The organism is Alcaligenes phenolicus (assembly GCF_032063905.1).
In the GTDB taxonomy this organism is placed as follows: domain Bacteria; phylum Pseudomonadota; class Gammaproteobacteria; order Burkholderiales; family Burkholderiaceae_B; genus Alcaligenes; species Alcaligenes phenolicus.
Genome location: NZ_DAMBOE010000008.1, coordinates 350 through 27,078, shown reverse-complemented (window position 1 = coordinate 27,078; position 26,729 = coordinate 350). Strand labels below are relative to the sequence as shown.

28 protein-coding genes and 1 other RNA gene are annotated in these 26,729 nt (G+C 56.3%); 12 read left to right on the top strand and 17 right to left on the bottom strand.

The genetic code is table 11. From position 1 onward, the window contains the following. Positions 1–125 precede the first annotated feature (125 nt). On the top strand, positions 126–617 hold the full coding sequence (locus U2949_RS15435; protein ID WP_321288647.1) for a copper chaperone PCu(A)C: 492 nt from the start codon (positions 126–128) through the stop codon (positions 615–617). A gap of 66 nt (positions 618–683) precedes the next feature. Here the strand turns inward: U2949_RS15435 and U2949_RS15430 are convergent, their stop codons facing one another. From U2949_RS15430 to U2949_RS15390, 9 genes are all read right to left on the bottom strand, one after another. Continuing rightward, positions 684–1,490, bottom strand: a complete 807-nt coding sequence (locus U2949_RS15430) for an alpha/beta fold hydrolase (protein WP_257724171.1) — start codon at positions 1,488–1,490, stop codon at positions 684–686. A 90-nt stretch (positions 1,491–1,580) separates the two neighbouring features. Then, positions 1,581–2,270, bottom strand: coding sequence for a tol-pal system protein YbgF (gene ybgF / locus U2949_RS15425; protein WP_026485497.1), 690 nt, complete (start codon positions 2,268–2,270; stop codon positions 1,581–1,583). Between the two features lie 216 nt (positions 2,271–2,486). Continuing rightward, positions 2,487–2,990 carry a peptidoglycan-associated lipoprotein Pal gene (gene pal / locus U2949_RS15420; protein WP_009454878.1) on the bottom strand — a complete coding sequence of 168 codons (504 nt, stop codon included), beginning with the start codon at positions 2,988–2,990 and terminating at the stop codon, positions 2,487–2,489. 34 nt (positions 2,991–3,024) lie between these two features. After that, positions 3,025–4,335 (bottom strand): Tol-Pal system beta propeller repeat protein TolB, encoded by a 1,311-nt coding sequence (gene tolB, locus U2949_RS15415; protein WP_026485498.1) that lies wholly within the window; start codon positions 4,333–4,335, stop codon positions 3,025–3,027. 15 nt (positions 4,336–4,350) lie between these two features. After that, entirely contained in the window at positions 4,351–5,469 is a 1,119-nt protein-coding gene (gene tolA, locus U2949_RS15410; protein WP_257724170.1) for a cell envelope integrity protein TolA, read from the bottom strand. Positions 5,470–5,519: 50 nt separating this feature from the next. Next, complete coding sequence (gene tolR, locus U2949_RS15405) at positions 5,520–5,966, bottom strand: protein TolR (RefSeq protein WP_009454886.1); 447 nt, start codon at positions 5,964–5,966, stop codon at positions 5,520–5,522. After that, a complete protein-coding gene (tolQ, locus tag U2949_RS15400) occupies positions 5,966–6,640 on the bottom strand; it encodes a protein TolQ (protein WP_009454887.1) in 675 nt (224 codons plus the stop codon). Before tolQ ends, tolR begins: the two co-directional genes overlap by 1 nt. A gap of 2 nt (positions 6,641–6,642) precedes the next feature. After that, on the bottom strand, positions 6,643–7,068 hold the full coding sequence (gene ybgC / locus U2949_RS15395) for a tol-pal system-associated acyl-CoA thioesterase (protein WP_026485501.1): 426 nt from the start codon (positions 7,066–7,068) through the stop codon (positions 6,643–6,645). A gap of 66 nt (positions 7,069–7,134) precedes the next feature. After that, positions 7,135–8,871 carry a proline--tRNA ligase gene (locus U2949_RS15390; RefSeq protein WP_060186622.1) on the bottom strand — a complete coding sequence of 579 codons (1,737 nt, stop codon included), beginning with the start codon at positions 8,869–8,871 and terminating at the stop codon, positions 7,135–7,137. A 64-nt stretch (positions 8,872–8,935) separates the two neighbouring features. Here U2949_RS15390 and U2949_RS15385 point away from each other — a divergent pair, with 64 nt between their 5' ends. Genes U2949_RS15385 through U2949_RS15375 form a run of 3 tightly spaced genes read left to right on the top strand, consistent with a single transcriptional unit; the run spans position 8,936 to position 11,689 of the window. After that, complete coding sequence (locus tag U2949_RS15385) at positions 8,936–9,502, top strand: RNA pyrophosphohydrolase (protein ID WP_009454891.1); 567 nt, start codon at positions 8,936–8,938, stop codon at positions 9,500–9,502. Continuing rightward, entirely contained in the window at positions 9,483–10,169 is a 687-nt protein-coding gene (locus U2949_RS15380) for a response regulator (RefSeq protein ID WP_022983208.1), read from the top strand. Before U2949_RS15385 ends, U2949_RS15380 begins: the two co-directional genes overlap by 20 nt. Next, positions 10,166–11,689 (top strand): sensor histidine kinase, encoded by a 1,524-nt coding sequence (locus U2949_RS15375; protein WP_026485503.1) that lies wholly within the window; start codon positions 10,166–10,168, stop codon positions 11,687–11,689. Before U2949_RS15380 ends, U2949_RS15375 begins: the two co-directional genes overlap by 4 nt. Position 11,690: 1 nt before the next feature. Here the strand turns inward: U2949_RS15375 and U2949_RS15370 are convergent, their stop codons facing one another. Continuing rightward, the gene (locus tag U2949_RS15370; RefSeq protein ID WP_257724168.1) at positions 11,691–12,614 is read right to left on the bottom strand and encodes an NAD(P)-dependent oxidoreductase; all 924 of its coding nucleotides are present in this window, start codon (positions 12,612–12,614) and stop codon (positions 11,691–11,693) included. 224 nt (positions 12,615–12,838) lie between these two features. On the opposite strand from U2949_RS15370, the gene U2949_RS15365 reads away from it, so the two are divergent. The 3 genes from U2949_RS15365 to U2949_RS15355 all read left to right on the top strand — a co-directional run bounded on the left by U2949_RS15365 (position 12,839) and on the right by U2949_RS15355 (position 16,743). Then, complete coding sequence (locus U2949_RS15365) at positions 12,839–13,876, top strand: ABC transporter substrate-binding protein (protein WP_009454900.1); 1,038 nt, start codon at positions 12,839–12,841, stop codon at positions 13,874–13,876. An 83-nt stretch (positions 13,877–13,959) separates the two neighbouring features. Further along, positions 13,960–15,045 (top strand): ABC transporter ATP-binding protein, encoded by a 1,086-nt coding sequence (locus U2949_RS15360; protein ID WP_321288639.1) that lies wholly within the window; start codon positions 13,960–13,962, stop codon positions 15,043–15,045. 12 nt (positions 15,046–15,057) lie between these two features. Further along, positions 15,058–16,743, top strand: coding sequence for an ABC transporter permease (locus U2949_RS15355; RefSeq protein WP_022983205.1), 1,686 nt, complete (start codon positions 15,058–15,060; stop codon positions 16,741–16,743). A gap of 423 nt (positions 16,744–17,166) precedes the next feature. Here U2949_RS15355 and U2949_RS15350 read toward each other — a convergent pair whose 3' ends face one another. Next, the gene (locus U2949_RS15350) at positions 17,167–18,672 is read right to left on the bottom strand and encodes a tripartite tricarboxylate transporter permease (RefSeq protein ID WP_022983204.1); all 1,506 of its coding nucleotides are present in this window, start codon (positions 18,670–18,672) and stop codon (positions 17,167–17,169) included. A gap of 17 nt (positions 18,673–18,689) precedes the next feature. Next, positions 18,690–19,148 (bottom strand): tripartite tricarboxylate transporter TctB family protein, encoded by a 459-nt coding sequence (locus U2949_RS15345; RefSeq protein ID WP_009454910.1) that lies wholly within the window; start codon positions 19,146–19,148, stop codon positions 18,690–18,692. 340 nt (positions 19,149–19,488) lie between these two features. On the opposite strand from U2949_RS15345, the gene U2949_RS15340 reads away from it, so the two are divergent. The 3 genes from U2949_RS15340 to ssrS all read left to right on the top strand — a co-directional run bounded on the left by U2949_RS15340 (position 19,489) and on the right by ssrS (position 20,445). Next, the gene (locus U2949_RS15340; protein WP_009454912.1) at positions 19,489–19,893 is read left to right on the top strand and encodes a hypothetical protein; all 405 of its coding nucleotides are present in this window, start codon (positions 19,489–19,491) and stop codon (positions 19,891–19,893) included. Positions 19,894–19,896: 3 nt separating this feature from the next. Continuing rightward, the gene (locus U2949_RS15335; protein WP_009454914.1) at positions 19,897–20,208 is read left to right on the top strand and encodes a cell division protein ZapA; all 312 of its coding nucleotides are present in this window, start codon (positions 19,897–19,899) and stop codon (positions 20,206–20,208) included. Between the two features lie 53 nt (positions 20,209–20,261). After that, positions 20,262–20,445: non-coding RNA, 6S RNA (gene ssrS, locus U2949_RS15330), on the top strand. Between the two features lie 54 nt (positions 20,446–20,499). Here ssrS and lgt read toward each other — a convergent pair. Then, positions 20,500–21,297 (bottom strand): prolipoprotein diacylglyceryl transferase, encoded by a 798-nt coding sequence (gene lgt / locus U2949_RS15325; protein ID WP_026485505.1) that lies wholly within the window; start codon positions 21,295–21,297, stop codon positions 20,500–20,502. Positions 21,298–21,381: 84 nt separating this feature from the next. On the opposite strand from lgt, the gene U2949_RS15320 reads away from it, so the two are divergent. Together U2949_RS15320 and msrA are read left to right on the top strand one after the other, a co-directional pair. Further along, entirely contained in the window at positions 21,382–21,750 is a 369-nt protein-coding gene (locus U2949_RS15320; RefSeq protein ID WP_035275678.1) for a c-type cytochrome, read from the top strand. Continuing rightward, positions 21,747–22,277, top strand: a complete 531-nt coding sequence (gene msrA / locus U2949_RS15315; RefSeq protein ID WP_009454920.1) for a peptide-methionine (S)-S-oxide reductase MsrA — start codon at positions 21,747–21,749, stop codon at positions 22,275–22,277. The genes U2949_RS15320 and msrA overlap by 4 nt, the downstream gene beginning before the upstream one ends. Here msrA and U2949_RS15310 read toward each other — a convergent pair. The 4 genes from U2949_RS15310 to U2949_RS15295 all read right to left on the bottom strand — a co-directional run bounded on the left by U2949_RS15310 (position 22,274) and on the right by U2949_RS15295 (position 25,743). Then, a complete protein-coding gene (locus tag U2949_RS15310) occupies positions 22,274–23,254 on the bottom strand; it encodes a membrane protein (RefSeq protein WP_035275734.1) in 981 nt (326 codons plus the stop codon). The two genes, msrA and U2949_RS15310, sit on opposite strands and share 4 nt — an antisense overlap. Before the next feature lie 229 nt (positions 23,255–23,483). After that, positions 23,484–23,648, bottom strand: a complete 165-nt coding sequence (locus U2949_RS15305; RefSeq protein WP_009454924.1) for a hypothetical protein — start codon at positions 23,646–23,648, stop codon at positions 23,484–23,486. A gap of 11 nt (positions 23,649–23,659) precedes the next feature. Continuing rightward, complete coding sequence (locus U2949_RS15300) at positions 23,660–24,766, bottom strand: YeeE/YedE family protein (protein ID WP_321288630.1); 1,107 nt, start codon at positions 24,764–24,766, stop codon at positions 23,660–23,662. An 11-nt stretch (positions 24,767–24,777) separates the two neighbouring features. Then, positions 24,778–25,743: a sulfurtransferase gene (locus U2949_RS15295; RefSeq protein WP_321288628.1), complete on the bottom strand. Its 966-nt coding sequence runs from the start codon at positions 25,741–25,743 to the stop codon at positions 24,778–24,780. Between the last annotated feature and the right edge of the window lie 986 nt (positions 25,744–26,729).

The window sequence follows — 26,729 nt, the reverse complement described above, 5'->3', positions numbered from 1 at the left end:
GGCCGTTGTAAGAAGGGCATACTGGCTGGTACTGTATCAGATCGTCCCGCGTATCGGGGTAGTTCGGCGCCCGGCTGTTCAGGGCTGGACCCATTCCAATCGATCAACAAGAAGCGAGGAGCATCATGAAACGCAGCGCAATTGTGTTTGCCTTGAGTTTGCTGGCATCAACCGGCACCGTGATGGCACAGGGGCATGGAGGCCATGGTCATGGCACGCCCGAGCCGGTACGCGCCTTGAGCACGCAGGTCCATGCCAGCCAATGCTGGGTGCGCATGATGCCCGAGCCTACACCCTCCGCCGCCTATCTGGAACTGGAGAGCAAGGGTGAGCAGTCCGTAGCCGTGACAGGAGCCAGCTCATTGTCCTTTGGGCATGTGATGTTGCATCAAACTAGCGAGAGCGAGGGGATGGCGCGCATGTCGCATGTCTCCGAGGTGGAGATCCCGGCGGGGGGAACATTGAGCCTGAAGCCGGGGGCTTTCCACGTGATGCTGGGTCAGGCCAAAGAAGACTTGGCCTTGGGGGAGCGCATCATCTTGAGCATACATCTGTCGGACGATACTCAAGTCCAGGCCGAGTGCGAGTTGCGACCTGCCAAGACACAGGCTTATTAAACGTATTTAGCATTTGGATAGCGACCGGGAGCTGGCCGCTGCATGCGGCCAGTTTTGCATTGGGCTTCAGGCTTGCAGCGCGTCCAGCACCGCCTGGTTGAACGCCTTGGGATTGGCCAGATTCATACCGTGGGCAGCCAGCGGGATGCGATGCATCTGGTCTTCGCGTCGGTGCTGACGAATGATGTCCATGCAATGGTGATAGCGTGTGGGGCTGTTTTCACCCGTGATGAAGCTTAAGGGCGCATTCATCTGCTTGAGCCATTCCAGATCCGGGCCCTGGTTGGGCTCTTGCTGCTGATCCAACATGGTGTGGGCGTTGTCCTGAATCATCTCGCGGAACCAGCGCGTCATTTGCTTCCACGTCCCCGAGCCATTGACCGTATCCACAAACAAAGCCATGGCGCCATCCCGGTCGCCCTGTTCCAGGCGTTCGGCTACTTGCTGGAACAAGGGAGCATAGGAGTAGGCACCGGGAGTCGGAAAGCCGGGATCCGCCAGGGTCAGGCTGGCCACCTGCTCGGGCATTCTTTGAGCCAGCAGCAGGGCTACATGCCCACCGCGAGAGTGCCCCACGATATGCACTTTCTCATCAGGAATATGCTGATCCAGCAGGGCCTGCAAGTCCTGGGCGTGTTGCGCCGTACTGAAGTGGCCGGGGCTGGGTGCGCCGGGCCAGTAGGAGCGCAGGCTGGGAGCCAGAACCCGATACTGGGTAGCAAAGGCGGGGATCTGCCAGCGCCAGTAGCGCCAGTCGCACAGGGAACCGTGGATCAGCAAAACGGGTGCGCCTTGTCCCTGATCCACAAAGGTGTGGCGATAGCCTTGCGCGGTCAGTTCAAGCGTGGAGAAGTCGGCAAAAGGGTTTGTCATGGCAAGCAGTAGAGGTCAGGCAAGGATGGGCCACCTGAAAAAAACAGACCGGGTCTGAACCCGGTCCTTGTGGCACTGCGCGCTGGGTGATTATTCCAGCAATTTCAAGCGGCTGCGCGCGGTCTCGGCTGCCTCGGATTGTGGGTAGTCCTTGACGATACGCTGCAAGGTGGTTTTGGCACCGCTCAGATCGTTCAGTTCGATCTGGCTGGAGGCTGTCACCATCAGGGCATCAGCCGCGCGTGGGCTTTGTGGGGAGGCCTTCACAAAAGCCTGGAGTTTCTGAATGGAGGTCTTGAAGCTTTTGATCGCGTACAGGCTGCTGCCTTCGTAAAAGCGCACTTCGTCAGCCAGAACGCTGGACGGGTAGGCGGCCAGAAAACCGGCAAAGGCATCGGCGGCGGGCTTGTATTGGCCAGCGCGGTAAGCGTCCATGGCACTATCAAAGACGGCTTGTTCTTGTGGGTCAGCGGCATGAGGGCTTTGCTGGCCGGGAGCCGGGCTATTGGCCTGGCCTTGGCCGCTGGCTTGCCAGCTCAGTTTCTCTACCTGGCCGCGCAGCGACACCACCTCGGAGCGCAGGGTATCAATTTGATCAGCCAACTGCAGGCGAGCCTGGGTGTTTTGCTCGTTCATCTGACGAATTTGCTGCCGCAGCTCCAAAATGGCGCGTCGGGCCTCGTCATCGGCAAAGGCCTTGGCCGGCAGGCTGGCGAACAGGGCGGCCGTAGCGAACAGGGCAACGGTCGCGAGACGAAAAGGCTTTTTATAAGCGTGCATAGTGAAGTCCGTTAAAAAATGTGCATCCGCAATGCGCAGGCTCCTCACCTGCCGGTTTCCCCTCTGTTGGGGGCTGTGATCTGGGGGCTTTGTGCCGGCCTGGCGAGCCCGTTGTCCAGCATAACGAATTTTCAGTGGATCGGGCACAGCGCCGATAAAAAACGCCGCGGCGTTAACAACCGCCACGGCGTCGGAACCACTTGGTCGATGCAGAAATTATCGTTGGTAAACGATGTCTGCGCGACGGTTTTCAGCGTAATCAGCTTCGGTGTTACCCAATGCTTTTGGACGCTCTTTACCAAAGCTCACAGCTTCGATCTGGCTGTTGCTTACGCCCAGCAGACCCAGCATGCGTGCCACGGCGTCGGAACGACGCTGACCCAGAGCCAGGTTGTACTCGGCACCACCACGCTCGTCGGTATTACCTTCGATGCGTACGGTTTGCTGAGGATGGCTGCTCAGGTACGAAGCGTGCATTTCTACCAGGCCACGGTACTGGTCGTTAACCACGTAGCTGTCGTAGTCAAAGAACACCGAGCGTTGTTGTGCCAGTGGGCTTTGAGGGTTGAAGGGGTCCATGATCTGGCCTGCGCTGGCAGAGTCCGATCCTGTACCGCCGGTTGAACCGGAGCCAGATTGATCCAGAGGAACCGAGCTGCAAGCAGCAAGGGCGGCAGCCATAACGGCGAGGGTAAGACTTTTAAGAATGCGCGAGCTCATTTGAATTCCTTTTGAAAAAGAGTCACACAGGATGTCAGTTGGTAAATGGTCCCCAGGTGGGTTCGCGTACTTTGCCATTCAAAGACGAGAGGGTCTGACGAACGCGACCGTCCACGGATGTCACAGCTAGGACACTGCGGCCCCCCTGAACAGAACTATATAAGATCTGCATCCCATTAGGGGCGAAACTCGGAGACTGATCGTCGGGACCTGTCGTCAGCAGTTGCTCAGCTCCTGATGCCATATCTTGAGTGGCAATTCGGAAAGCACCGTTTCTGCGTGTGACGTATACAAGCCTAGTACCGTCTGCAGAGACCTCCGGTGAAATATTGTAACTCCCGTTGAAGGTAATGCGCTGTGCATCGTCACCACCCAGGCTTACTTTGTAAATATTGGGAGCACCACCACGATCGCTCACAAAAACAAGGGAGTTGCCATCGGGCGTAAAACTCGGTTCAGTATCGATCAAGGGAGAACGCATTACGCGGCGCAATCCGGAGCCGTCCGTATTTAGCGTGTAAATCTGCGAAATACCGTCTCTGGAGAGCACAACAGCGACCTGATTGCCGTTAGGAGCCCATGCGGGACTACTGTTATTACCCTTGAAATTAGCTAACGGTTCACGGTGACCGGTGGCCAAAGTTTGCACATATACAACAGGTTTATCGTTTTCGAAGCTCACATAAGCCAGCTTTTTACCGTCAGGAGACCAGGCTGGGGAGATGATTGAGTGTCGAGAACGCAACATTACCTGCGGATTTTGCCCGTCCGCGTCAGCAATTTGTAACTCGTAGTTGTTGCCTGTTTGCAACACATAGGCCAGTCGAGTCGAAAAAACACCGCGCACGCCGGTAATTTTTTCATAAATCCGGTCTGCAATCTGGTGGGAAATACGGCGCAGTTCTTTTTCGCTGCCCGCAAAAGCCACCCCATCCAGCTGTGTTTGGCGGACCGAATCCACCAGGCGATAGCTGATGGAATATTGGCCGCCGGTCTGGGCAACCGAACCATAAGCCAGGTAATCGGCACCGCGATTGCGCCATTCGTCGTAGGCAATCGTGCTTTCTGCATTCAGACCAGCACCGGTGGCATTGATCAATTGGAATTGACCCGAACGGGTCAGGTCGGCACGGATAACTTCAGCTAGCGATTGGCTGGCTGGGTTGTCAGCAAAATCGGCGATCGCGATGGGGTACTGGGTAGCACCCACACCCGATATATCGACCCGCAGTTGGGCCTGGGCCGGTTGGCTGGCGAACATGCCAGCGGCCAGGGCAAACGCTCCAGTGGCCGTGGCGCGCCAATGACGACCTAAGGTCGCCAGGGCTGGGGTAGCGGCGGTCATTATGCAATCTCCTGATTAATCGAACATGCGGTATTCGCCATCAATATACGATGGATACTGCCCGCTAGGCGGTTTGGGGAAAGGGCTGCAACGGGCAAGACCCTTGGATACGGCATCATCGAACTGAGCGATGCCGGACGATCGTTTGATTTGAACGCGGTTAGGCGTGCCGTCGGCATTCAGGTCCACGCGGTACTGCAGCGCAGGGTTGCCACGCACTTCAGAGCGGGCAGGGGTGCTGTAGACCACGCCAGGCTGCACGCAAGCGCGCACCTTGGCAGCGTAGCCACCGTCACCACCACCGCCTCCGGCCTGGTTGCGGTCTGCAGTCCCACCGGCACGGCCGGGGGCGCCCTCACGCATGGCACGGCGGAATGCTTCTTCCTTGGCCTTGCGCTCGGCATCGGCACGGGCTTTGGCGGCGGCCTCGGCACGGGCTTTGCGTTCAGCGTCCGCTTTGGCTTTAGCTTCGGCATCTGCCTTGGCTTTGGCTTCTGCATCGGCTTTGGCCTTGCGTTCAGCATCGGCCTTGGCTTTCGCGTCGGCTTCTGCTTTAGCCTTGCGCTCTGCTTCTGCCTTGGCTTTTGCTTCGGCTTCAGCCTTTTCCTTGCGTTCCTGTTCCTGCTTTTCCTTTTGTTCGCGCTCGCGACGTTCAGCGGCTAGCTTGTCCTGACGCTGTTTTTCCTTGCGTTCCTGTTCCAGCTTTTCTTCACGCTCTTTTTTCTCGCGTTCCTTGCGAGCCTGCTCCAGGGCGATTTCGGGATCAACCTCAGGTTCAGCAGGTGGGGTGACCTTTTCAGGCTCTGGAGGCGGCTTGGGAGCCGGAGGAGGTTCAGGTTTGGGCTCGGGCTTGGGTTCTGGCTCCGGAGCTGGCTCAGGCTCAGGCTGCGGCTCGGGTTCGGCCTCGGGGGCTTCGGGATCAGCATTGACGGCCGCATCGGGTGCGACACCGTCCATCCACAATTCGACCTGCACCGCATTCGGTGTCTTGGGCGCAGAAAAAAGGGCTCCCGCCAAAATGGCGAGCAGCAACAGCCCGTGCAGACCCAGGGCGATGAGCAAGCCGCGCCGATCTTCCTTTTGCTCAGGCGAGCGCAGCGCCTGATTGCGGGTATTGCGTGTTCTGTGCTTCATTCAGTTCAGGTTTTTCGCGCCGGACGGCGAGCACGCTATCCGGCCAGAGGTTATTTGCGAGCGTCAGGATCGCTGTTGCGATCGACGATCAGACCCAGGCGGTTGATGCCATTGGAGCGCAGTTCATCCATCAAGCCCATGACGGTCTCGTAGGGAACCTTGCCGTCGGCGGCAATGACAACCGGGCTGTCGGCCTGCATACGCGAGCGCACTTCATTGAGCAGTGTGGACTTTTCGATGTTCATGAACTCGGAGCCCGCATCGCGCAAGCGAATGGCCAGTTTGCCGTCCTTATCAACCTGGATTTCCACCGGCTTGGCAGGCACTTCGGAGGCTTGGCCTACCGAAGGCAATTCCACCAGACCGGGAGTAATCATGGGAGCGGTGACCATGAAGATCACCAGCAGCACCAGCATCACGTCGATATAAGGGACGACGTTGATTTCATTTTTCATGCGCCGGCCGTGACGGCCGGTGCTTCCACGCATCGATGGCATCAGTTCACCTGCCGCTGCAAGATGTTCAGGAATTCGTCGATAAAGCTGTCAAAGCGGATCGAGATACGGTCCAGCTCGTTGGTAAAGCGGTTGTAGGCAACCACGGCAGGGATAGCGGCAAACAGACCGATAGCTGTGGCGATCAGGGCTTCGGCAATACCGGGAGCCACCGAGGCCAGTGTGGCCTGCTGCATGCCGGACAAACCGATAAAGGCGTGCATGATCCCCCAGACGGTACCCAGCAGCCCGATGTAAGGGCTGACCGAACCGGCAGAGGCCAGGAAGTTCAGGTGTGTTTCCAGTGTGTCCATTTCGCGCTGGTAGCTGGCGCGCATGGCACGGCGTGGACCGTCCAGCAGGGCTGGGCCCGAGCTCTGGCTGCGACGGGCCTTGATGAATTCGGTCATGCCGGCTTCAAAAATACGGGCCAGTGCACCGTGTTCGGCACGACGCGAGGAAATGGATTGCTGAAGCACGGCCAGATCGCCACCTGCCCAGAAGTCGTCCTCAAAGCGGCGGGTCTGTTCCAGCGTGCGTTTAAGTGCAGCCCGTTTACTGAAAATATAGGCCCACGAGAGAATCGATATTCCCAACAGAATCAGCATGACAAGCTGAACGGGAATACTGGCATCGAGAAGTAGCGAAATCAGCGACAGGTCGCTAGTAGCTTGCATGGTCAGTCCTGAACCTTTTCCAAGAGGGTACGAAAATCAGAGTCCAGCTTGCTTGGACGAAGCGTGTTGGCGTCAACGCAAACAATTTGGATGGTGCTTTGGCATAACAGTTCCTCACCTCGCAGGGCACCTTGTTCGAAATGGATGGTAGCCGAACCCAGTTGGGTAATGCGGCTGCGCACCGAGATCAAATCATCGAGCCGGGCAGGTTTGAGATATTGTATTTCAACCTTCTTGACTACGAACAGGCGTTGATTCTGCTCGGCCACATCGGATTGGTTTACGCCCAGGTTCCTGAGCCATTCTGTGCGCGCACGCTCAAAGAATTTCAGGTAGTTGGCGTAATATACGATCCCCCCAGCGTCGGTGTCCTCGTAATATACGCGAATATCAAGCCGAGCCTGGGTGTCCCACTTGTCATTAAGCATGTCGTTCGTAAAAGAGTTTATGTTGACGGGCAGGGCATGGCGCACGGCCAGCCCTGCTTGGAGTCCTTACAGCGTGGCCAAACGCTCCAGGCTGACCTGGGCAATCTGGTCCACCGGCACGTTGGTGCTGCTGGCGTCACGGCGTGCCTGCATTTCAACCATGCCTTCTTTCAGGCCGCGCTCGCCAATGGTAATGCGCAGTGGCACACCAATCAGCTCCCAGTCGGCAAACATGATGCCGGGGCGGGCGTCGCGGTCGTCCAGAATGACATCCACACCTTGCTCTTTGAGCTGGGTGTACAGATCAGTAGCAGTCTGACGCACAGCATCGCTTTTGGTAAAGCCGATCGGGCAGATCACCACTTCAAAAGGAGCCAGGGCGCGAGGCCAGATCATGCCGCGTTCGTCGTGGTTTTGTTCAATGGCAGCAGCGGCAATACGGCTGACGCCAATGCCATAACAACCCATTTGCATGACAGCCGGTTTACCATCAGTTTCCAAAAAGGTGGCGTTCAGCTTCTTGGAGTAGACATCGCCCAGGAAGAAAACGTGACCCACTTCAATGCCGCGCTGGATGGCCAGCTTGCCGCCTTCGGGGGCTGGGTCGCCGTGAACCACGTTGCGCAGGTCTGCCTTGATGGGCTCGGGCAGGTCACGACCCCAGTTCACGCCCGTGTAGTGGAAGCCTTCTTCGTTGGCACCGCACACAAAGTCGCTCATGTTGGCTACGGTCAGGTCGGCAATCACTTGCACAGGCTGACGGGTGCCGATCGGGCCCAGATAACCGGGCTTGCAGCCAAAGGTGGCCACAATTTCCTCTTCCGTGGCCAGACGGTGGCCTTTTTCAAAGCCGGCCAGCTTGGAAACCTTGATGTCGTTGACTTCATGGTCGCCACGAACCAGCAGCAGGTGGACGGTGCTCTTGGTCTTGCCGTCTTCTTCGACGTCCGTTGCCAGCACAACCGACTTGACGGTTTGGCTCAGGTCACAGCCCAGGAATTGGGCCACCAGTTCACACTTGGGGGCATCAGGCGTGGCGGTCTTGACCAGGGCTTGGCCAGGAGCGGCACGCTCGGCCAGCAGGCAAGGGGCGGGAGCCAGCTCGATATTGGCAGCGTAGTCGGTGTCAGGGTTGTAAACCAGCAAGTCTTCGCCGGTATCGGCAATCACCTGGAATTCATGGCTGCGCGAACCGCCAATGGAGCCGGTATCAGCGGCCACGGCACGGAAGTTCAAGCCCAGACGCCCAAAGATGCGCATGTAGGCGTCGTACATATTGTCGTAGCTGGCTTGGGCGTCTTCTGCATTGCGGTCGAAGGAGTAAGCATCCTTCATGGTGAATTCGCGTCCACGCATCAAGCCAAAGCGGGGACGACGCTCGTCACGGAATTTGGTTTGAATGTGGTAGAAGTTGATGGGCAACTGGCGCCAGCTGTGGATTTCGTTGCGGGCGATGTCCGTGATCACTTCTTCGGAGGTAGGCTGCAGCACGAAGTCGCGCTGGTGGCGATCCTTGATTCGCAGCAGTTCGTCACCATATTTTTCCCAACGGCCCGACTCTACCCAGAGTTCGGCAGGCTGGACGACTGGCATCAGCAGCTCAATGGCGCCGGAGCGGTCCATTTCCTGACGGATGATGTTTTCAATCTTGCGCAGCACGCGCAGGCCCATCGGCATATAGGTATAGATACCGCCGGCGGCTTTACGGATCATGCCGGCGCGCGTCATGAGCTGGTGGCTGGCAACTTCGGCCTCGGTAGGCGCTTCTTTCAGGGTATTAATGTGATACTGGCTAGCATGCATGGTAGGGAACTCGTCAGGTACGTATAATCAGATCTAATTGTATTGAATTCGTTAGAGGTGGCCTATGTTAGATCGTGAAGGCTACCGTCCTAATGTCGGAATTATCCTCGTTAATCGCAAGAACGAGGTTTTTTGGGGCAAGCGTATTCGGGAACATGCCTGGCAGTTCCCGCAAGGCGGTATTAAATACGGTGAAACACCCGTACAAGCGATGTACCGCGAACTGCATGAAGAAGTGGGCTTGCTGCCTGAGCATATCCGTATATTAGGCCGGACGCGAGATTGGCTTCGCTACAACGTGCCCAATCATTTTGTACGTCGGGAGGCGCGTGGCCATTACAAGGGCCAGAAACAAATCTGGTTCCTGTTGCGGCTGGTAGGGCGAGACAGTGATGTCTGCCTGCGTTCCTCGTCGACGCCGGAGTTTGATGCATGGCGCTGGAGTCAATATTGGGTGCCACTTGATTCAGTGATTGAGTTCAAGCGGGAAGTCTATCAGCAAGCGCTGAACGAGCTGTCGGATATTTTGTTCCGACGGCGGCAGGAAAATCGTTATTTACGTCAGCGCCTGCAAAGCGCAGTTGATGCCGATACCTTAGATAGCAGGGATCATGCGCATATTATTGGTTGAAGATGAGCGGGAAATGGCCGCATGGCTGGAGCGGGCCTTGGCGCAAAGTGGTTTTTTGCCCGATCCCGCTCATGACGCCCGCTCGGCAGAAGTGTTGTTGGCGGCCCATGAGTATGATGCGGTCGTGATGGATTTGCGCCTGCCCGACAAACACGGGCTGGTGCTTTTGCGCGAGATGCGCGAACGCGGCGATCACACTCCTGTGCTGATTCTGACTGCTCAAGGTGCCTTGCAGGATCGCGTTCGTGGTCTGAATCTCGGTGCCGATGATTTCCTGACCAAGCCCTTTGCCCTGGAAGAGCTGGAAGCTCGTCTGGCGGCACTGGTACGGCGTAGCCGTGGCCGTGTGGCCCCGGTGGTCAGCTGTGGCTCTTTGGAATACAACCCTGAGAGCCGGGCATTCCTGCTGGACAATGCCATTGTGCATTTGACGCCGCGTGAACATGCGGCCTTGCTGGTTCTGATCAGCCGCTCTGGCATGCCTGTAGAAAAGTCCCAGCTATTTGCCCGAGTTTTCGAGCACGATAGCGATGCCAGCCCTGATGCTATCGAGGTTGTCCTGCATCGCTTGCGCAAGAAACTGGCCAATAGCGATGTGCACATCGTGACGGTGCGTGGTCTGGGCTACATGCTGGAAGTGCTTGAGGCGGAATCCGGCGTTTCATGACGGCCCCTTCTCCACCCCCCGCCAATGCCTGGCAAGGCAGTTTGCGCTTTTGGCTGCTGGTACTGCTGATACCGGGGGTGGTGGCTTTACTGCTTTACGACAGCTGGGAAGACTACCTGGCCATGAACGCGGTCACGGAAAATGTTTACGACAGCGCCTTGCTGGAACCGGCCAAAGTGCTGGAGACCAGCGTGGAGTTCAATGCTGACGGTAGTTTGCGTATTGATCCGCCTTTTTATGCGCAGGTCATGCTGGAATCCCGACCGGGTAACCGCAAGTATTTCCGTGTCGAAGAAATCACCCCTTTGGTTCGTAACCTGGGCGGTGTCGATGCCAATCAGTTAAAAGGGCGCACTTTGCTGGGGATGGAAGGGCTGCCGCGTCCTTCCAATCTGGCCGACCATGAAGGCGTGCCGGTTTTCTACGATTCTTATTTCCGCAATGACACCGTGCGCATGGTGGCCTTGTGGCGGGACCTGCACTACAAAGGCCAGCATAGGCAGGTTCTGGTCATGGTAGGCGAAAGCCTGGATTTGCGCTTGCGCACCCAGCAAGAAGCCTGGCGCGAAGGCATTTTCCGCAATTTGCGTATGTTGCTGATAGCCGTGGCGCTGGTCTGGTTTGCCGTAGCGTGGGCCTTGCGCCCCCTGCAGGCCTTGCGTCAGGAAGTGCGTAACCGTAGCGTGGACGACTTGCAACCTTTGGACGAGCGCGACGTGCCGCGCGAGGTGGTGCCTTTGGTGCGTTCGGTCAATCACCATATTGAGTTGTATCGTTCCGTGCTGGATCGACAGGCCCAGTTTCTGGCCGATGCCTCGCATCAATTACGCACCCCTTTGGCGATTATTCATACCCAGGCCCAATACGCTCGCCGTGAACCGGATATCGAGCGTGTCCGTGAGTCCCTGGGGGCGATCATCAAGCAATTGGGGCAGGCGACTCGCCTGACCGAGCAGTTGTTGGCTCTGGCTCATGCCAGTCATACCACCACCATGAGCCAAGGACAGGTTGACCTGGCCAGTCTGGGGCGTGAGGTGGTGTTGCAATATCTACCTTTGGCCCGTGAGCATCGCCAAGATTTGGGTTGGATCGGGCCAGGAGAAGAGGGCGAGCAGGCACCTTTGTGGGTGTATGCCAGCGATGCCGAGATTCATGAGTCCGTTTCCAACCTGATTCACAACGCCATCAATCACGCTGGTAGTGGCAGTGCAATTACGGTTTCTGCCGGGCATGACGACAAGCTGGCCTGGATCAGTGTTACGGACAACGGTATGGGCTTGGCTGCCAGTTTGCGTGAAAGCGTATTTGTACGTTTTGATCGGGGCGGCCCGGCACGCAAGGGTGGACGGGGTTCTGGCTCCGGGCTGGGTCTGGCCATTGCGCTGGCTTACGCCGAACGCAATGGCGGCACGATTGTGCTGACCGATGGGGAGCCCAACGATATGGGCGGCTACGGTTTGAAGGCGACGCTACGCTTGCCCTTGCTTCAGCCCGAAGCGCCTAAACCAGAAAACACGTGAATTAAGCCGCGTCGTTTGGGCGGGCCAGCAGATTGAACAGGGTAGAAATATCCCAATCGCGATAGCCTTGCTGGGCAATCTTCGCAAACTGTTCCTGAATCAAGCGGGTTGCGGGAAGCTGGGCCCCATTACGCTGTGCTTCCCGCTGCACCAAATCCAGGTCCTTCAGCATCCAGTTCACGGTAAAGCCGGGCTGAAAGTCTCTGGCCAGCATTGTGGGGCCTTTAGTTTCCATTTGCCAGCTGCGCGCCGCACCCTTGCTCAATACAGACAGGGCCTGCTCCATATTCAGTCCGGCCCGTTCACCAAAAGCCATGGCTTCGGCCAGACCTTGCAAGAGTCCGACAACGGCAATCTGGTTCACCATCTTGCACAGCTGCCCGGACCCCAAGGGGCCCATCAGCGTGCAGGCCTGGGCGTAGCTCATCATCAGCGGGCGGGCGCGCTCCATATCCTCAGCTTGCCCACCACACATAATGCTGAGCATGCCTTTCTGAGCACCAGCCTGTCCGCCAGAAATGGGGGCGTCGATAAATGCAACTTGCTGTTTGGCAGCCAGTGCTCCCAATTCCTGGGCTACTTCGGCCGAGGCGGTGGTGTGATCGATAAACAGGCTCCCTGCCTTCATGCCTGCCAGCACACCGTCCGGCCCCTGAGAAATCGAGCGCAAGTCATCATCATTGCCGACACAGGCCATCACGATATCAGCCTGCGCGGCAGCCAGGGCGGGGGTAGCGGCCCATTCCTGTTTGAACTCTTTACTCCATTGTTCCGCCTTGGCCGGATTGCGGTTGTACACCGTGACTTGATGCCCTGCCTGGGCCAGATGTCCTGCCATGGGATAGCCCATCACCCCCAGACCAATGAACGCCACTTTTTGCGGGCTGGCAGGTTCATAGTGTTTAGGCTGAATGGATGGGGTCATGGCGCGGGTCTCCTGGAAAATAATCTGTTCGATCGTACAGCTTAGCGCAGCTTTATCGGCTTGATCTTTGCCTGCCCGAATAAGCAGCAAAACGTTTTAGGCTTGACGGCGTCAGGCCCCTCATGTTCTAAACCAGACATAGATCTGTAATAAATGGAATTTGTCTGTCTGGATTATGATGGGCGCACATAATTTCCTGGCTAATTAACTGGAACTTGAATCCTATGACCACTTTTGATCGTCGTCGTTTCTTGAAGCTGGCAGGTGCCACCGGACTGGCGTCTATGAGTACCTCTTTGCCATGGGCGGCGTGGGCGGCAGACGCAGCCGTACTGGAAAAAGCAAAGGCTCAAGGCCAGGCTGTTTTCTACGCCAACATCACGGCGGTAGAGCCCATCATGAAGGCCTTGCAACAAGCGCAAGGCATTGAAGGCAAATACACCCGTATTTCCAGCTCCAAGTTCATCCCCACCATCCTGACCGAGTTCAATGCCGGCAAGTTGATGGCGGACGTGGTTCAGGCTCCCTTGCCCATGCTGCAACTGCTCAAAGAGCAGGGCGTGCTGATTCCTCATCAGTCCGAAGCCGTGCAGGGCTACCCCGAGTGGGCCATTCAAGACGATTCGATTATTCAATTTGGCATCGAATATGTGTCTTATATCTATAATACGGACCACCTCAAGGCCGAGGATGCGCCACAACGCTACGAAGATCTGGCCGATCCCAAGTGGAAAGACAAGATTGTGATGGCCAACCCTTCCAACCACCCCTCCACCATTGGCTGGCTGATTGGTTTGAAGGAAAAGGTCTTTAGCAGTGAAGAGCAGTGGCTGGACTTCCTGAAAGGCCTGGCTGCCAACAAGCCCATGTTCGTGGCCTCGTTTGGCCCAACTCCGGCTCCTATTGAAAGTGGCGAGAAGTTGATTGCCATTTCCATGCCCAAGTACATCGTGACCAAGTCGCCTGCGCCATTGGCCTGGGGCCCCATGTCGGATCAGCCCTTGCTGGGCTCCCCACGTGCCATCGCCCTGACCAAGAACGCGCCGCATCCTGATGCTGCCCGCGTGTTCCTGGATTACTGGCTGGGTAATGAAGCCATGGGCATTCTGGCCAACAAGGTTGGCGAATACGTCCTGGCTCCAGGGGTACATCCTCCGGTTGCGGGGATCGATAAAGCCAAGGTCGAGCCTATTCGCGACCTGAGCGACGAAGAACTGGTCCGTTGGGGCCGCGAATTCAGCCGTATCTTCGCCGTCCGTTAATCGGTACGACCAGAACGACAGGTTCGTCTAGAACGGGGCGCCTTGGCGCCTCGCCTTATTTTTATTGAAAACATTTACTCATTATGCAAATTGAAATTACCGGCCTAAGCAAGACCTATGTCTCAGAGGGCAAAACCTTCAAGGCTTTGGACAATATCAACCTGACGATTCCCGCTAATGAGTTTTTCACACTGTTAGGGCCCAGCGGCTGCGGCAAAACCACGCTGCTGCGGTGCATTGTTGGTCTGGAAACCCCAGACGAGGGTGAAATCCGCATTGGGGACGAGATCGTCTGGTCCATCGCCAAGAATATTGCTGTGCCGGTGGAAAAGCGCGGTTTGGGCATGGTGTTCCAGACATACGCCATCTGGCCGCACATGACGGTGTTCGACAATATTGCTTACCCCTTGCAAGTGCGTGGCGAGCGCAAAGAGGTGATTCGTGAAAAAGTGGCGAACATCCTGAAGTTTGTGCAGCTGGAAGGGGTGGATCAGCGTTCCGCAACGCGTCTGTCCGGTGGTCAGCAGCAGCGTGTGGCATTGGCCCGAGCCCTGGTGGCTGAGCCTAAAGTCATTTTGTTTGATGAGCCGCTCAGTAACCTGGATGCCAAGCTGCGTGAAGAAACCCGTAAAGAACTACGCGAATTTCTGAGCCGTCTGGACATTACCGCTGTGTACGTGACGCACGATCGCGTCGAGGCATTGGCCTTGTCCAACTCCATCGCCGTGATGCGTGGTGGCAAGATTCTGGAAATTGGTACGCCAGAAAAAATTTACTTTGATGCTGATCATCGCTTTGTGGCCGACTTTATTGGTCGAGCCAACCAGATCAGCGCCAAAGTGCTGGAGCAGCGTGCAGACTCCACCATTGTGGAATGCGAACTGGGCCAACTGCATTGCAAGAAGCGTGACCTGCCCGTGGGCACCGAAGTTACCTTGTGCATTCGCCCAGAATTTATTCGCGTCAGCAGCCAGGCCAATGAAGTGGGGCAGAACCTGTTCCACGGTCAGGTCCAGGCCCTGGAGTTCGTCGGTGAGTCCTACGAGGCCGAGGTCAAAGTGGGTAAAGAGCAGCTTCTGGTGTGTATTGATCCAGACGTGAAGGTGAAAGAGGGCGACACCGTACGCTTTAACCTGCACCCTGAACACTGCATGCTGTTGTCGGCATAAGGGCGGGGCATCATGAATCACACACGCAGACCACTTAGCTGGTCGCTTATTCTGATCGTCGGCTTTCTGACGCTGTGCCCGGTCCTGATGTTGCTGCTGGGCAGCTTCTCGCAGGGCCTGACGGCTTTTGGTTCCTTTACCACGGCTAAATATGTAGCCGCCTACACCGATCCCTTCTTGCTGGAAGTCACCTTCAATACGGTGGTTTTCGTGCTGGGCTCGTCCCTGTTCTCTACTGCGCTGGCTGTTTTCCTGGCCTATCTGAATACCCGTACGAACATGCCCATGAAAGGGGTATTCACGGTGCTGTCCATCGTCCCCATGATGATTCCGCACTTGCTGTTCTCGGTTAGCTGGGCATTGCTGCTGAACCCGTCCAACGGCCTGATCAATATGTTCTTGCAGGACACATTGGGCCTGCAGGAAGCGCCGCTGAATATTTATTCCCTATGGGGCATGATTCTGGTCGAAGGCTTGTTGAACATGCCCGTGGCCTATCTGATCATTGCGCCTGCCATGGCCTCTTTTGACGTTTCCATGGAAGAGTCCTCGCGTGTGTTCGGGGGCGGTCTGTGGCGTACCTTGACGCGGGTTACCCTGCCGATTCTGCGTCCAGCCATCATGGCGGCTTTCATTCTGGCGATTGTGCGGGCCTTGGCCTCCTACGCCGTGCCACGTGTTCTGGGTACCCCAGGTCGTGTGGATGTGCTGGCCACTTATCTGTTCGAGATGATCTCAACCGGCTTTGCGCCGGATTACGGAAAAGCGGCGGCGCTGGGCATGAGTGTGCTGTCGGCCTCCATTGCCCTGATCGTTCTGTATCGCTACATGACGAAAGAAAGCAGCAAGTATGTGACGATCTCCAGCCGTGGTTTCAAGCCCACTCAACTGGAATTGCGTCGGGCGAAAATCCCGCTGTTCATCATTGTGGGCATTATCAGCTTGTTGATGGTGGTGCTGCCTGTGGCTGTGCTGCTCTACACCTCCATGATTCCGTACTCCATGGTGCCTAGTGCTCGCGCCTTCTCCCTGATGAGCTGGGCGAACTGGATTGATGTCATTCAAGACCCGATCTCCAAAGTGGCCATGAAGAACAGTTTGTTCCTGGCTGTGGTCGGAGCCAGTCTGGGTGTATTGCTATCGCTGTTTGTGGCCTATGTGGTGGTCAAGTTACGAACGCGGGCGGCGGCGCTGCTGGATACCTTGAGCTTCCTGTCCTTTTCCTTCCCGGGGATTGTGATCGGGATCGGCTTTATGTGGTTCTTTGTGCAAACGCCTTTGTATGCCACGCTGACCGCCTTGCTGCTGGCCTATATCGCCGCTTATCTGCCTTACGGTATCCGACCCTTGTCGGCCGCTTTTGTGCAGGTCCATGCCCACCTGGAGGAGTCCTCGGCCGTTGCCGGGGCCAGTTCCTGGACCACCATGCGCCGCATCATTATTCCTTTGCTGATTCCTGGTGTGGTGTCGGCCTGGATCTTGATGGCAACCATGTTCATTCGTGAGCTGACGGTGTCGGTGGTGCTGTCCCGTCCCGGTACGGAAGTGCTGGCGGTACAGGTGCTGGGTTATGCCGAAGATGGTTTGTGGGGCAAGCTCTCGGCGCTGGGGATCATCATGATTCTGATCTCTACCGTGCTGGTGCTGCTGGCCATGTATATCGGTAACTTTTACAAGCGCCGTCAAGGCACGATGTAAGTTGGACTGATCTCAAGGGCCTGAATTCCGCAAGGGGTTCAGGCCCTTGTCGTTTTTGCTGGCAGTGTCGTACCGGCACTTGGCAATGTGGGCGTCTCATGTCTTGCAACACGTAGCCCTCGTGCGCGCCTATTGAGATCTTAGATGGTTTGTTCGCCGTCGTGGCTCACCCCGGTGTCATTCTGGCTCCCTTGTTGGGAAGCTTGTGTACGCAGGCAGTTCTGGCTGCTTGAGGTTTGTTTCCTGACGTAGGGCCGTGCGCTCTTTCGAAGATTTGGCTGTCTTGAAAGCAGGCAGCGAAACCAGATGACAAAGAAAAAGGCCTGATTTCGTGGAGAGACGAGATCAGGCCTTCTTGTTGACTGCGCCGGTTTGAATGCTCCCGTTCAGCGGGAGTGTTCAAACCAGAGAACGGACGGTGTCTTAGTCCTCTTCGACGAAGGTTTCTTCGCGTTTCTTTTTCACCGAAGGCAGGGCCACAACCACAACCAGGAAGGCAGCCAGGACCAGCAGCGACAGGGACAGAGGACGTGTCACAAAGGTGGTGTAATCACCGCGGGACAGTAGCAGGGCACGACGGAAGTTTTCTTCCATCATTGGTCCCAGGACCAGACCCAGCAACAGCGGAGCACCTTCACAACGCAGCTTGGACCAGACGTAGCCCACCAAACCGAAGGCGGCGGTGACCAGAATGTCAAACACGTTGTAGTTCAACGAGTACACACCCACCGTGCAGAACACCAGAATGGCGGGGAACAGCAGGCGGTAGGGTACTTTAAGCAGTTTCACCCACAGGCCTACCAATGGCAGGTTCAGGATGACCAGCATCAGGTTACCAATCCACATGGAGGCGATCAGACCCCAGAACAGTTCAGGGTGGCTGGTCATCACTTGTGGACCAGGCTGAATGTTGTGGATGGTCATGGCACCAATCATCAGCGCGGTCACAGCGTTACCGGGGATACCCAGGGTCAGCAGCGGGATGAAGGAGGTTTGAGCGGCAGCATTGTTGGCAGACTCGGGACCGGCCAGACCAGCAGGGTGACCTTTACCAAAGCGTTCCGGGTTCTTGGAGATTTTCTTCTCCAATGTGTAAGACGCAAAGGAGGACAGGACCGCGCCGCCACCGGGCAAGATACCCAGGCAAGAACCCATGGCGGTACCACGCACGACAGCAGGCCAGGACTCCTTGAACTCTTGCTTGTTGGGGTACAGCGACCCGACCTTGCCAGTGATCTCCACGCGTTGATCGCCCAGCTCCAGGTTGTTCATGATTTCGGAGAAACCAAACACACCCATGGCCACCACGGCGAAGTCGATACCGTCTTGCAGTTCTGGAATACCAAAGTCGTAACGGGCAACACCGGAGTTCACGTCGGTACCGACCATACCCAGCAGCAGACCCAGCAAGATCATGCAGATAGCTTTGGGCAGGGAGCCCGAAGCCAGCACCACAGCACCGACCAGGCCCAAGACCATTAATGAGAAATACTCCGCAGGGCCAAACTTGAAGGCGACTTCAGCCAAGGGCGGTGCAAAAGCGGCCAGCAGCACGGTGGCCACACAACCGGCAAAGAAAGAGCCCAGAGCAGCAATCGCCAGGGCAGCACCGGCCCGGCCATTACGGGCCATCTGGTGTCCGTCCAGCACGGTGACCACGGCTGAGGTTTCCCCCGGCAGGGCAACCAGAATGGCGGTTGTAGACCCACCATATTGGGCGCCATAGTAAATACCGGCCAGCATGATCAGACCAGCAACGGGAGGCAGTACATACGTAATGGGCAGCAGCATGGCAATGGTTGGCACAGGGCCAATGCCAGGCAACACGCCAATCAAGGTGCCCAGTATGCAACCGAGCAAAGCATAGGCCAGGTTCTCGGGCGTGATCGCCACCGAGAAACCCAGCATCAGGTTGTCAAATAATTCCATATTCGTTCACCCCCTAATCAGGCCAGAAAACTTGGCCACAGGGGGAACACCAGCCCCAGGCCCTTGATGAATGCCAACCAGACGAACAGCACCAAAAAGACGGCTGCGCCCAGTGCAACAGGCCAGCTAAACTCATGGCTGGCAAAGCTGCTGATCAGTACAAGCAGGAAAATGGAGATGTAAACACCCAGCGAGTTCAGTGTCAGACCGCAAAGCACGACCGCGCCGATGATAACGAAGAGCACTTTCCAGTTAAACTTCTCTACCTCAGTGCTTTCTGCTTTGGCAGACATCGAGCCCAAAGTGACAACCGCCCCTAACAAGCTCAGGCATACACCAAGCCAGAAGGGGAAGTAGCCGGGCCCCATGCGGGCGGCTGTTCCCATCGAGTAGCTGGTGGCCCCGAGCGCGAAAGCGGCGCCCACGACCACGAACATGACCCCGGACCAGAAGTCCTGTTTATTTTTAATTTGCATAAGGTGGATTCTCCTTGTCTGCCTTGCGCATTGGTTTTCCTTTTTCCTGTGTCAGCTTCTTTATAGTGGAGCGGGCTCCATACTCTGCGTGTGCCGACTGCATTGAACAGAGGTGACGCATGGTAATGGAGCACTTGAAGACTGGAAACCCTGAGATGACCCTAGTTTTTAAGGGTTTTCCCGGTAATTCCGGAAATTTAGGGTTTTTTGGGAGCGTGTTCGTAGGTGGATGGCAGGCTTTGAAAGAAGTTTGAAAGGTAATGGAAAGATGGGTGAAAGGTTATCATTAGTATGAAATTCCTCTACCCAGTAACGCTAGCAATGGTTTACGATAAGGCCCATGTTGCAAGATCTCGACTTTCTCGCTGACCGTATCGGTCAACTGGTAGAGCAATCTCGTCAGCTCAACGCTGAACGCGCTCAATTATTAGCTCGTCTGAAAACTCAGGATGCCGAGCTGGACGCCTTGCGCCAGCAAAATCGTCGTCAACAAGATGAGTTCGAGTCCCTGTCCACCGGTGTTGCTTCGCATCAGCGTCAACTGGATATGGTGCAGCAACAAGCGCAGGCTGATCAGGCAGAACTGAAAAAGCTGCTTGAACAGGAACAGGCCCAGGTAGTTGCCTTGCGTCGCGAGTTGGACAGCGCACGCGCGGGTATGGGGGTGTTGCGTGATGTAGCAGGACAGGCTCGTGACCAGATCGGTTCGATCCTGATGCGTTTACCCGGTGCCGTACAGGAGTAAGTCATGGAACGAGTCGATATTTCCCTGTTGGGCCGCGATTACTCTCTGGCATGCCCTCCTTCCGAAAAAGCGCGCTTGCTGGAAGCTGTCAAGCTGGTAGACCAGCGCATGCAGTCTATCAAGGGTTCGGGCCGTGTCTCTGGCAACGAACGTATCGCCGTCATGGCCGCCATTCAGATCGCCAGCGAGTTTTTATCCGCTAAAGCACCTGATGGTCCTCTGGCTAATGTTGCTTTTGGCGATTTCAAGCGTAAAATTGAAGACATGCACGCAATGATTGACGAGGTCATCGAACCTTCGGGTACCGCGCGCTAAACCAAATTTGAAAGCAGCCCCTTGTTGTCCCTCGCGGGCTGCTTCATCCCAGTAAGTCCCTGCCGTGTTCGTGACACGACCATACATTCCTTGAACCAATGCTTTTGGCATACAGGTTGTTGGATTAGCCAGTAGGAGCGATCGTCCTCGTCGACGAACCCGAAGCTGGCTTGATGACAGCCGATCTTGGACCTTCGGTTCCAGGATGCCGGTCTTGACGGCAATGGTGGGGCACCTACAAAAAAAGCCCGTCCAGATCTGGACGGGCTTTTTTCCTTTCTGCTGTTTTGTTTACTTCTGACTGCCAGGCGCAACGTCTCGTTTGCTGGCATACGCAAACAGAGCCAGGCCAGCGACAATCATGGGCAAGGACAACCACTGTCCCATCGACAAGCCTGCGCTGAGCAGACCCAGGTAGCCGTCGGGCTCACGAGTGTATTCCACCATGAAGCGGAAGAAACCATAGCCGATCAGGAACAGGGCACTGGTCTGACCAACGGCGCGTGGACGACGCGTGAACCACCACAGCAAGATAAACAGGGCAATGCCCTCCAGAGCCATCTCATACAACTGCGAAGGATGGCGGGGGGTTGCATCCACTTGCGGAAATACCATGGCCCAGGGCACATCACTGGGGCGACCCCATAGTTCGCCGTTAATGAAATTACCCAGGCGGCCCACGGCCAGCCCCAAGGGAATCAGGGGAGCCAGAAAATCACTGACTTCCAGAAAACGCCGTTGACGGTTTCGAGCAAACAGCGCAATTGTCACCAGCACACCGATCAGACCACCATGAAAGGACATGCCACCTTGCCAGACATACAGAATCTCCAGCGGGTGCGACAAGTAGTAAGAGGGTTGATAGAACAGGGTGTAGCCCAGACGCCCACCTGCCACCACGCCCAGGACGCAGTAAAAGATCAGGTCTTCCAGGTCCTTGCGGGTCAGCAAGTCATAGCCAGCACGGATACGCGCTGTGCCAGCCAGCCAAACCAGGCCAAAGCCCACTAAATACATCAAGCCATACCAATGAATGGCAAGGGGTCCAAGTTGTATGGCGACGGGATCAAACTGCGGGTGAATTAACATGCGTGCCCATTACAGAGATGAATATCAGATAATAGCGTGACTGCGAGCCCAGACCAGGGCTGGGTAAATTGTAAGGGAAGGATCATGCTGCATTCAGTCTCTTGGGCCAGACGTTTACCATTAGTAGTTTTTTGTGGATTGATGATCTTTAATCCGGTGGCAAAGGCTGATACGGTAGCGCTGATGGATATCGTGCAGGCGCAGTGCTTGTCCTGTCATCAAATTGATCGTAAACGGGTCGGGCCCCCTTTTCGGGAGATCGCCCAACGCTACGCGTCAGGTCCGGCGCAGGAAACTCAGGCGTATTTGCAGCGACAAATTCAACAGGGTAGTCGGGGGAACTGGGGAGCTATCCCCATGCCCGCTCAAAACCGGATCAGCGCCGAGCAAGCACAAGCTATTGCAGCCTGGTTGCTGAGTCTAGCCAATTCGTCAACAAAGGAGAATTCATGAAGGAAACAGCCATATTAGGTGGCGGATGTTTTTGGTGCACTGAAGGGATTTTCAAAGCCTTGCGAGGTGTGCAGTCTGTGGTGCCCGGATATTGTGGCGGCCATGTAGAGCATCCTACCTATGAGCAGGTTTGCGGCAAGCAGACCGGCCATATTGAAGTAGTCAAAGTGGAATTCGACCCTTCCGTCATTTCCTATCGGGATTTGCTGGAGGTATTTTTCCTGACCCATGACCCTACCACGCCGGATCGTCAGGGCGCTGACCAGGGACCACAGTATGCATCCGCAATTTTTTGTCAAAATGAAGAACAGCGCCGCCAGGCCTTTGAAGTCATCGAAGAAATCAAATCGCAGTTTGATGCACCGATCGTGACCCATGTGCTCGACAGTTCCACTTTCTGGGAGGCCGAGGACTATCACCACGATTATTTTGCATTGAACCCCGAGCAAGCCTACTGCCAGATGGTCATTGCGCCCAAGCTCAAGAAGTTTTACCAGCGTTTTCAGGATCTGCTGGTCAAAAGCTAAGCATCCTGAGGGTGCGAGGCAGAAGCAAGGTAGCGTCTGTACAGGGCGCTACCTGGTAATGTCAGACGGGCCATCAGGCCAATAACCAACAAGGTCAGAACAAGTCGGCCGACCAGGGCCACCCAGATGTTGGCACCCAGAGCCAGAATAAGAATGGTGTCTTCAATCAGGGAGTGGCTCAGTGACAGCCAGGACAAGGCCAGCAAGCGTGTTCTGGGACTGTAGTTCTGCTGGCGGGACTCATCAATAATCAAGGCACCGCCGTAGCTCAAGCCCAGCAATACGCCAATAGTGGTGGTGGGGGCGACTCGTTCTTCCAAGCCTGAAAAGCGGAGCAAGGGAAGCAGGAGTCGAGTCAGCAATCGGGTGAAGCCGATTTTCTCCAGGGCTGACAGGATCAGGAGCAGGCCAAGAATAATCAGCCAGGTCATGAATAGCGAGCTGGCCGTTCCCCATAACCAGTCTACCCAGCCTTGCCAACCACCTTGTGTGGCATTGGATTGCCCATAAAGCCAGGCAAGGGACACGGGTTCCTGTAACAGCCCGGCGCTATTCAAACCCCAGGCCAGCAGGCCACCGTAAAGCAGGGCGCAGACAATCCGCAGCGTGGCGGTAAACCAGAAGCTGGCTCCGGCCCGACGCACAATTGCCTGTTCCATGGGCATATTGTGTGCAAACAGCATCATGGTGCCCAAGACGCTGATTTGAGCCACGTTGAAACTCAAGCTGTCGCCCAAGGCCGCCATTGATCCTATGCCAGCGTAAATACCGGCCAGAGCAGTGGTTGCCCAGACAATACCGGCTTCGGCAGGCAGGCCAACCAGTGCCATGATCGGGCCTATCAGTTTGCCGACTTGCTCGATCAGGCCCAACTGCGCGGCAATACGCACCGCAATCATGATGGGGAGCATGATGCGCGCAACGGTATAAAACATGCGCAGGCTGCGGCTAAAGGTGGTGCGAAGGAAGGTCAGCATGACAACAGAGGGTTGGGAAATCTGATTGATGCTAGCACGGCTCTGTGCTTGCTTTGTCGTGCTCTGGCGCTTGTGTGGGGGGCAGGCAATGCAGGCTGTCGGTTTGTCACTACAAGCGGATGCGCTTTCTTTCACCCAAAAGAAAACCCCTGATGGTGGAACCCGATGCAGCCAAGTAAGGCTGCCTGGTTTTCTCCCATCAGGGGTGTTACAGGCCGGGTAGCCTGGCTTATCGACCCGAGCAGTGGCCGCCGCTAGCGGCTTGTCCACTACCCCAGGCAATGGGGGCGGGCTCGGGACGGTAGGGATAGTCTTGCAGGCTGTCCATGACAACTAGCAAGACAACGACCAGCCAGAAGGTACTGGTAATAAGGCGGAAAGTAGTTTTGCTCATGCTTGCACGACTCAAGGATTAACACGGCGACGAATGCGCACGCCTATGATGGACCCGGCAAAGGCCAGTGCAAACCAGACCCAGCCATGTATGCTGGCCGAGGCAATGCCTCCCAGGAATGCGCCCACATTACATCCGAAGGCCATACGGGCACTGTAGCCCATCACCAGACCGGCAATTGCGCCTACCCACAAAGTGCGGGCATTGGGTGATTTGAAATTGGCAGGATGGTTCCAGCGCGAGGCTGCCATGGCGCCCAAAATCAAACCAAAGTTGGTGACCGAAGTAACGTCAGCCAGGACGGGTTCAGCCAGACGTTGTGCGTGCGGAGCTACGCCCCAGAATGCGTCGCCAACCGGGGACCAGCCCAGAGCCGAGAATACTTTTGCGCCCCACAAGCCAATACCATAGACGATGCCCCAGGGTTGGCCTGCGACAATCATGTGAATGGCATACAGCACGGCCAGCAGCAAAGCGCCCATCCACCAGCGCATTTCCCATTTGGCTGGTGGGCTATTTTGCTCTTTTTGATGGCGACGTGCGCCTCGGCCAACGAACCAGGATACGGCGGCGCAGCCCAGTACGGTAATCAACAAGGCAGTGGGCCAGCCCAAGGACACAGTCAGGTCGATGGCGGGTAGGCCGCCCAGGGCAATCCAGCCGGGCTGGTGCGATGCGCCCAGAAAGCTACCGATAGCAAAGGTAGGCAGAACCGCAAAGGAAATCGGTGCGCCTGCGCCTGCTTTATAAAGAGTGCCGGAACCGCAGCCATCAGCCAGTTGCATGGCAGCGCCAAACAGAAAGGCGCCCAATACCAGGCTGATGGTCAATGGGGCAATCGCGCCAACCAGCTCGCCACCGCTATCGGCGATCAAGGGTAGGGTGAAGGCGGCGGCCAATACCAGCAGGAGCATTTGTGCCCAGATACCTTGAGGGTCACGGCGCTCGATATAGTTACGCCATCCGGTCGTGAAACCGAAACGGGCTCCTTGCAGTACGGCACCAAAGCCAATCCCCAACAGGGCGAGCAGGCCTTGGCGCAGTCCACCTACCAGAGCGACCCCAACAATCAGGGTCAGGCTGGCCAGGATAAAGCCCAGTCTAGTCAGATAAAGCATGATCGATTTCTTTAGTTAATGGCGCGCTTGGCATCGAGTTTCAGAACTTCGAAACGGGAGGGCTGGTTATCCATAGGCAAGTTGCTGCGGCTCCATTCCACGACGGACTCGGGGTAGAGCTTCACGTTAGGGTTGCCGGCCAGTTCGGACAGGACAAACCAGTTCGTCGCAGCCCAGTGGCCGGTATTGCAGAACGAAACGGTGGGTTTGTCGTCCAGGCCTTGCTCTTTGACGATCTTGACGAGTTCTCCGGTGTCTTTCAGGACGGGTTTGTCGCTACGGAAAAAGCTGTTGAAGTCCAGCTCGCGTGCGCCGGGCAGGGTGCCGTAGCGGGCGGCGGCGTCAACGCGCTTTTCACCTTTGAAGAATTCGGTTGGGCGTGCGTCCAGCAAGACGGGGGCTTGGCCATTCTTGATGTAGTCAGCCACTTCTTGTGTGCTGACTACCATGTCTTTGTTGTAGTGGTAGCTGAATTCGGTGGGGGTGACAGTGGGGGTATCTTTGCTCAGGGTTTTGCCTTCGGCTTCCCAGGCTTGCAGGCCGCCGTCCAGAATGGATAGCTGGGTCAGGCCGCCAGCTTTCAGTGTCCAGTACACGCGTGCTGCTGCGCCGAAGTCTGTGGGGTTGGCGCCCGCGTAGGTGACGACAACGTAGCTGTCCTTGGAAATGCCGGCTTTGCTGAACAGGGCAGACAACTCGGCTTCGGAGCGCAGGGCACCGGCGTTCTCGGCTGGGCCGCGGTAGGCTCCATATGGAGTGTGGACGGCACCTGGTACATGGCCTGCTGCATATTCTTTGTCTGTGCGGATATCCAGAATGCGCAGATTGTTTTGATCCAGCTTGGTGGCCAGGTCGCCAGCCGAGATCAAGGCGGCTGGTTTGGCTGCCGTGTCGGGTGTGCTTGGCTCTGCGGAGGCAGTCGGTGCCAGGACCGCGCTGAATGCAAATGCCAAGGAGATGAGGATTGGTTTGATCATTATTACTCTCTTGAGTAAGCAGAGGCCTGCTTAGAGGATTAAGTGCATAAGGAATGGTAATGAACGTGGCTACAGAAAATAACAATGAATTGGGGATTAGCTTATTGCTTGGGGGCGTAAGGGGAGAGGATCTTTATATAGAGTAGATAGGAGGGGGGGCTGCCTTGGGTGAGCTTGTGTTTCTGTAGTTGCTTTCTGCAGGTGTGTCTTTGTCCTCTATATAGAGAGAGCGTGTCGGTGTAGAGGACGTTCTATCGGTGAGAGCAAGCTGGGTTTTTTCTACTAGAGAGGATGTGTTGAGATGTTTGATGTTCTCATGGATGCAGACTTAGAGACTCAAAGACCTAAGCAAAGAGCCTGAGAACCAAAGGAGTATTGAAGGTCAGTGAGGATAGAGGGGGATTGGTTTACTTCTTGGGGAGGCTTACCACCCAACTATATATAGAGGATTGAGTCGCAATGATGAACAGCCCTTCTATATAGAGAGGGGCGCTCATTGTTTCAACCGCTCTACGTAGGTCGCCACTCGAGGCCCCGGTTCCGGGTGTTGGGGCGAGTCAGAGTACTTGCCGCGGTCGCAGTCATGATCGGGGATGCAAGCAGTCTGCTGTTTGAGCCCAAAGTTTGTGATTGGTCCGGGGGACCAATCACTGGGCGAGTTCAGACTGCGCCCCGATCATGACTGCGACAAGGGGACCGGCGCGTTGCGCCGGCAAGTAGTCCGCCCCAACACCCGGAACCGGGGCCCCGAGCGGCTAGCGGCCCTGCATAATGCTCGATCATGGAGGCCATTCAACTCGCTATCTATATAGAGACACCGTTGATTGGAGGCATAGGGCCGATGCAGTGTTTGTGTGGCCGTTCTTTTGTCCGCCAGCCAGCCAGCCAGCCAGCCAGCCAGCCAGCCAGCCAGCCAGCCAGCCAGCCAGCAAGCAAGCAAGCAAGCAAGCAAGCAAGCAAGCAAGCAAGCAAGCAAGCAAGCAAGC

Bases quoted from the DNA above. Each gene is read 5' to 3' on its own strand.
- U2949_RS15345 (WP_009454910.1), bottom strand. From the start codon at position 19,148: ATGCAAATTAAAAATAAACAGGACTTCTGGTCCGGGGTCATGTTCGTG.
- ybgF (WP_026485497.1), bottom strand. From the start codon at position 2,270: ATGCACGCTTATAAAAAGCCTTTTCGTCTCGCGACCGTTGCCCTGTTC.
- U2949_RS15300 (WP_321288630.1), bottom strand. From the start codon at position 24,766: ATGCTTTATCTGACTAGACTGGGCTTTATCCTGGCCAGCCTGACCCTG.
- ybgC (WP_026485501.1), bottom strand. From the start codon at position 7,068: ATGCTTAATGACAAGTGGGACACCCAGGCTCGGCTTGATATTCGCGTA.
- U2949_RS15360 (WP_321288639.1), top strand. From the start codon at position 13,960: ATGCAAATTGAAATTACCGGCCTAAGCAAGACCTATGTCTCAGAGGGC.
- U2949_RS15365 (WP_009454900.1), top strand. From the start codon at position 12,839: ATGACCACTTTTGATCGTCGTCGTTTCTTGAAGCTGGCAGGTGCCACC.
- U2949_RS15435 (WP_321288647.1), top strand. From the start codon at position 126: ATGAAACGCAGCGCAATTGTGTTTGCCTTGAGTTTGCTGGCATCAACC.
- U2949_RS15390 (WP_060186622.1), bottom strand. From the start codon at position 8,871: ATGCATGCTAGCCAGTATCACATTAATACCCTGAAAGAAGCGCCTACC.
- tolB (WP_026485498.1), bottom strand. From the start codon at position 4,335: ATGACCGCCGCTACCCCAGCCCTGGCGACCTTAGGTCGTCATTGGCGC.
- U2949_RS15305 (WP_009454924.1), bottom strand. From the start codon at position 23,648: ATGAGCAAAACTACTTTCCGCCTTATTACCAGTACCTTCTGGCTGGTC.
- U2949_RS15340 (WP_009454912.1), top strand. From the start codon at position 19,489: ATGTTGCAAGATCTCGACTTTCTCGCTGACCGTATCGGTCAACTGGTA.
- pal (WP_009454878.1), bottom strand. From the start codon at position 2,990: ATGAGCTCGCGCATTCTTAAAAGTCTTACCCTCGCCGTTATGGCTGCC.
- U2949_RS15310 (WP_035275734.1), bottom strand. From the start codon at position 23,254: ATGCTGACCTTCCTTCGCACCACCTTTAGCCGCAGCCTGCGCATGTTT.
- U2949_RS15375 (WP_026485503.1), top strand. From the start codon at position 10,166: ATGACGGCCCCTTCTCCACCCCCCGCCAATGCCTGGCAAGGCAGTTTG.
- U2949_RS15370 (WP_257724168.1), bottom strand. From the start codon at position 12,614: ATGACCCCATCCATTCAGCCTAAACACTATGAACCTGCCAGCCCGCAA.
- msrA (WP_009454920.1), top strand. From the start codon at position 21,747: ATGAAGGAAACAGCCATATTAGGTGGCGGATGTTTTTGGTGCACTGAA.
- U2949_RS15430 (WP_257724171.1), bottom strand. From the start codon at position 1,490: ATGACAAACCCTTTTGCCGACTTCTCCACGCTTGAACTGACCGCGCAA.
- lgt (WP_026485505.1), bottom strand. From the start codon at position 21,297: ATGTTAATTCACCCGCAGTTTGATCCCGTCGCCATACAACTTGGACCC.
- U2949_RS15355 (WP_022983205.1), top strand. From the start codon at position 15,058: ATGAATCACACACGCAGACCACTTAGCTGGTCGCTTATTCTGATCGTC.
- tolA (WP_257724170.1), bottom strand. From the start codon at position 5,469: ATGAAGCACAGAACACGCAATACCCGCAATCAGGCGCTGCGCTCGCCT.
- U2949_RS15335 (WP_009454914.1), top strand. From the start codon at position 19,897: ATGGAACGAGTCGATATTTCCCTGTTGGGCCGCGATTACTCTCTGGCA.
- tolR (WP_009454886.1), bottom strand. From the start codon at position 5,966: ATGCCATCGATGCGTGGAAGCACCGGCCGTCACGGCCGGCGCATGAAA.
- U2949_RS15380 (WP_022983208.1), top strand. From the start codon at position 9,483: ATGCGCATATTATTGGTTGAAGATGAGCGGGAAATGGCCGCATGGCTG.
- U2949_RS15350 (WP_022983204.1), bottom strand. From the start codon at position 18,672: ATGGAATTATTTGACAACCTGATGCTGGGTTTCTCGGTGGCGATCACG.
- U2949_RS15295 (WP_321288628.1), bottom strand. From the start codon at position 25,743: ATGATCAAACCAATCCTCATCTCCTTGGCATTTGCATTCAGCGCGGTC.
- U2949_RS15385 (WP_009454891.1), top strand. From the start codon at position 8,936: ATGTTAGATCGTGAAGGCTACCGTCCTAATGTCGGAATTATCCTCGTT.
- U2949_RS15320 (WP_035275678.1), top strand. From the start codon at position 21,382: ATGCTGCATTCAGTCTCTTGGGCCAGACGTTTACCATTAGTAGTTTTT.
- tolQ (WP_009454887.1), bottom strand. From the start codon at position 6,640: ATGCAAGCTACTAGCGACCTGTCGCTGATTTCGCTACTTCTCGATGCC.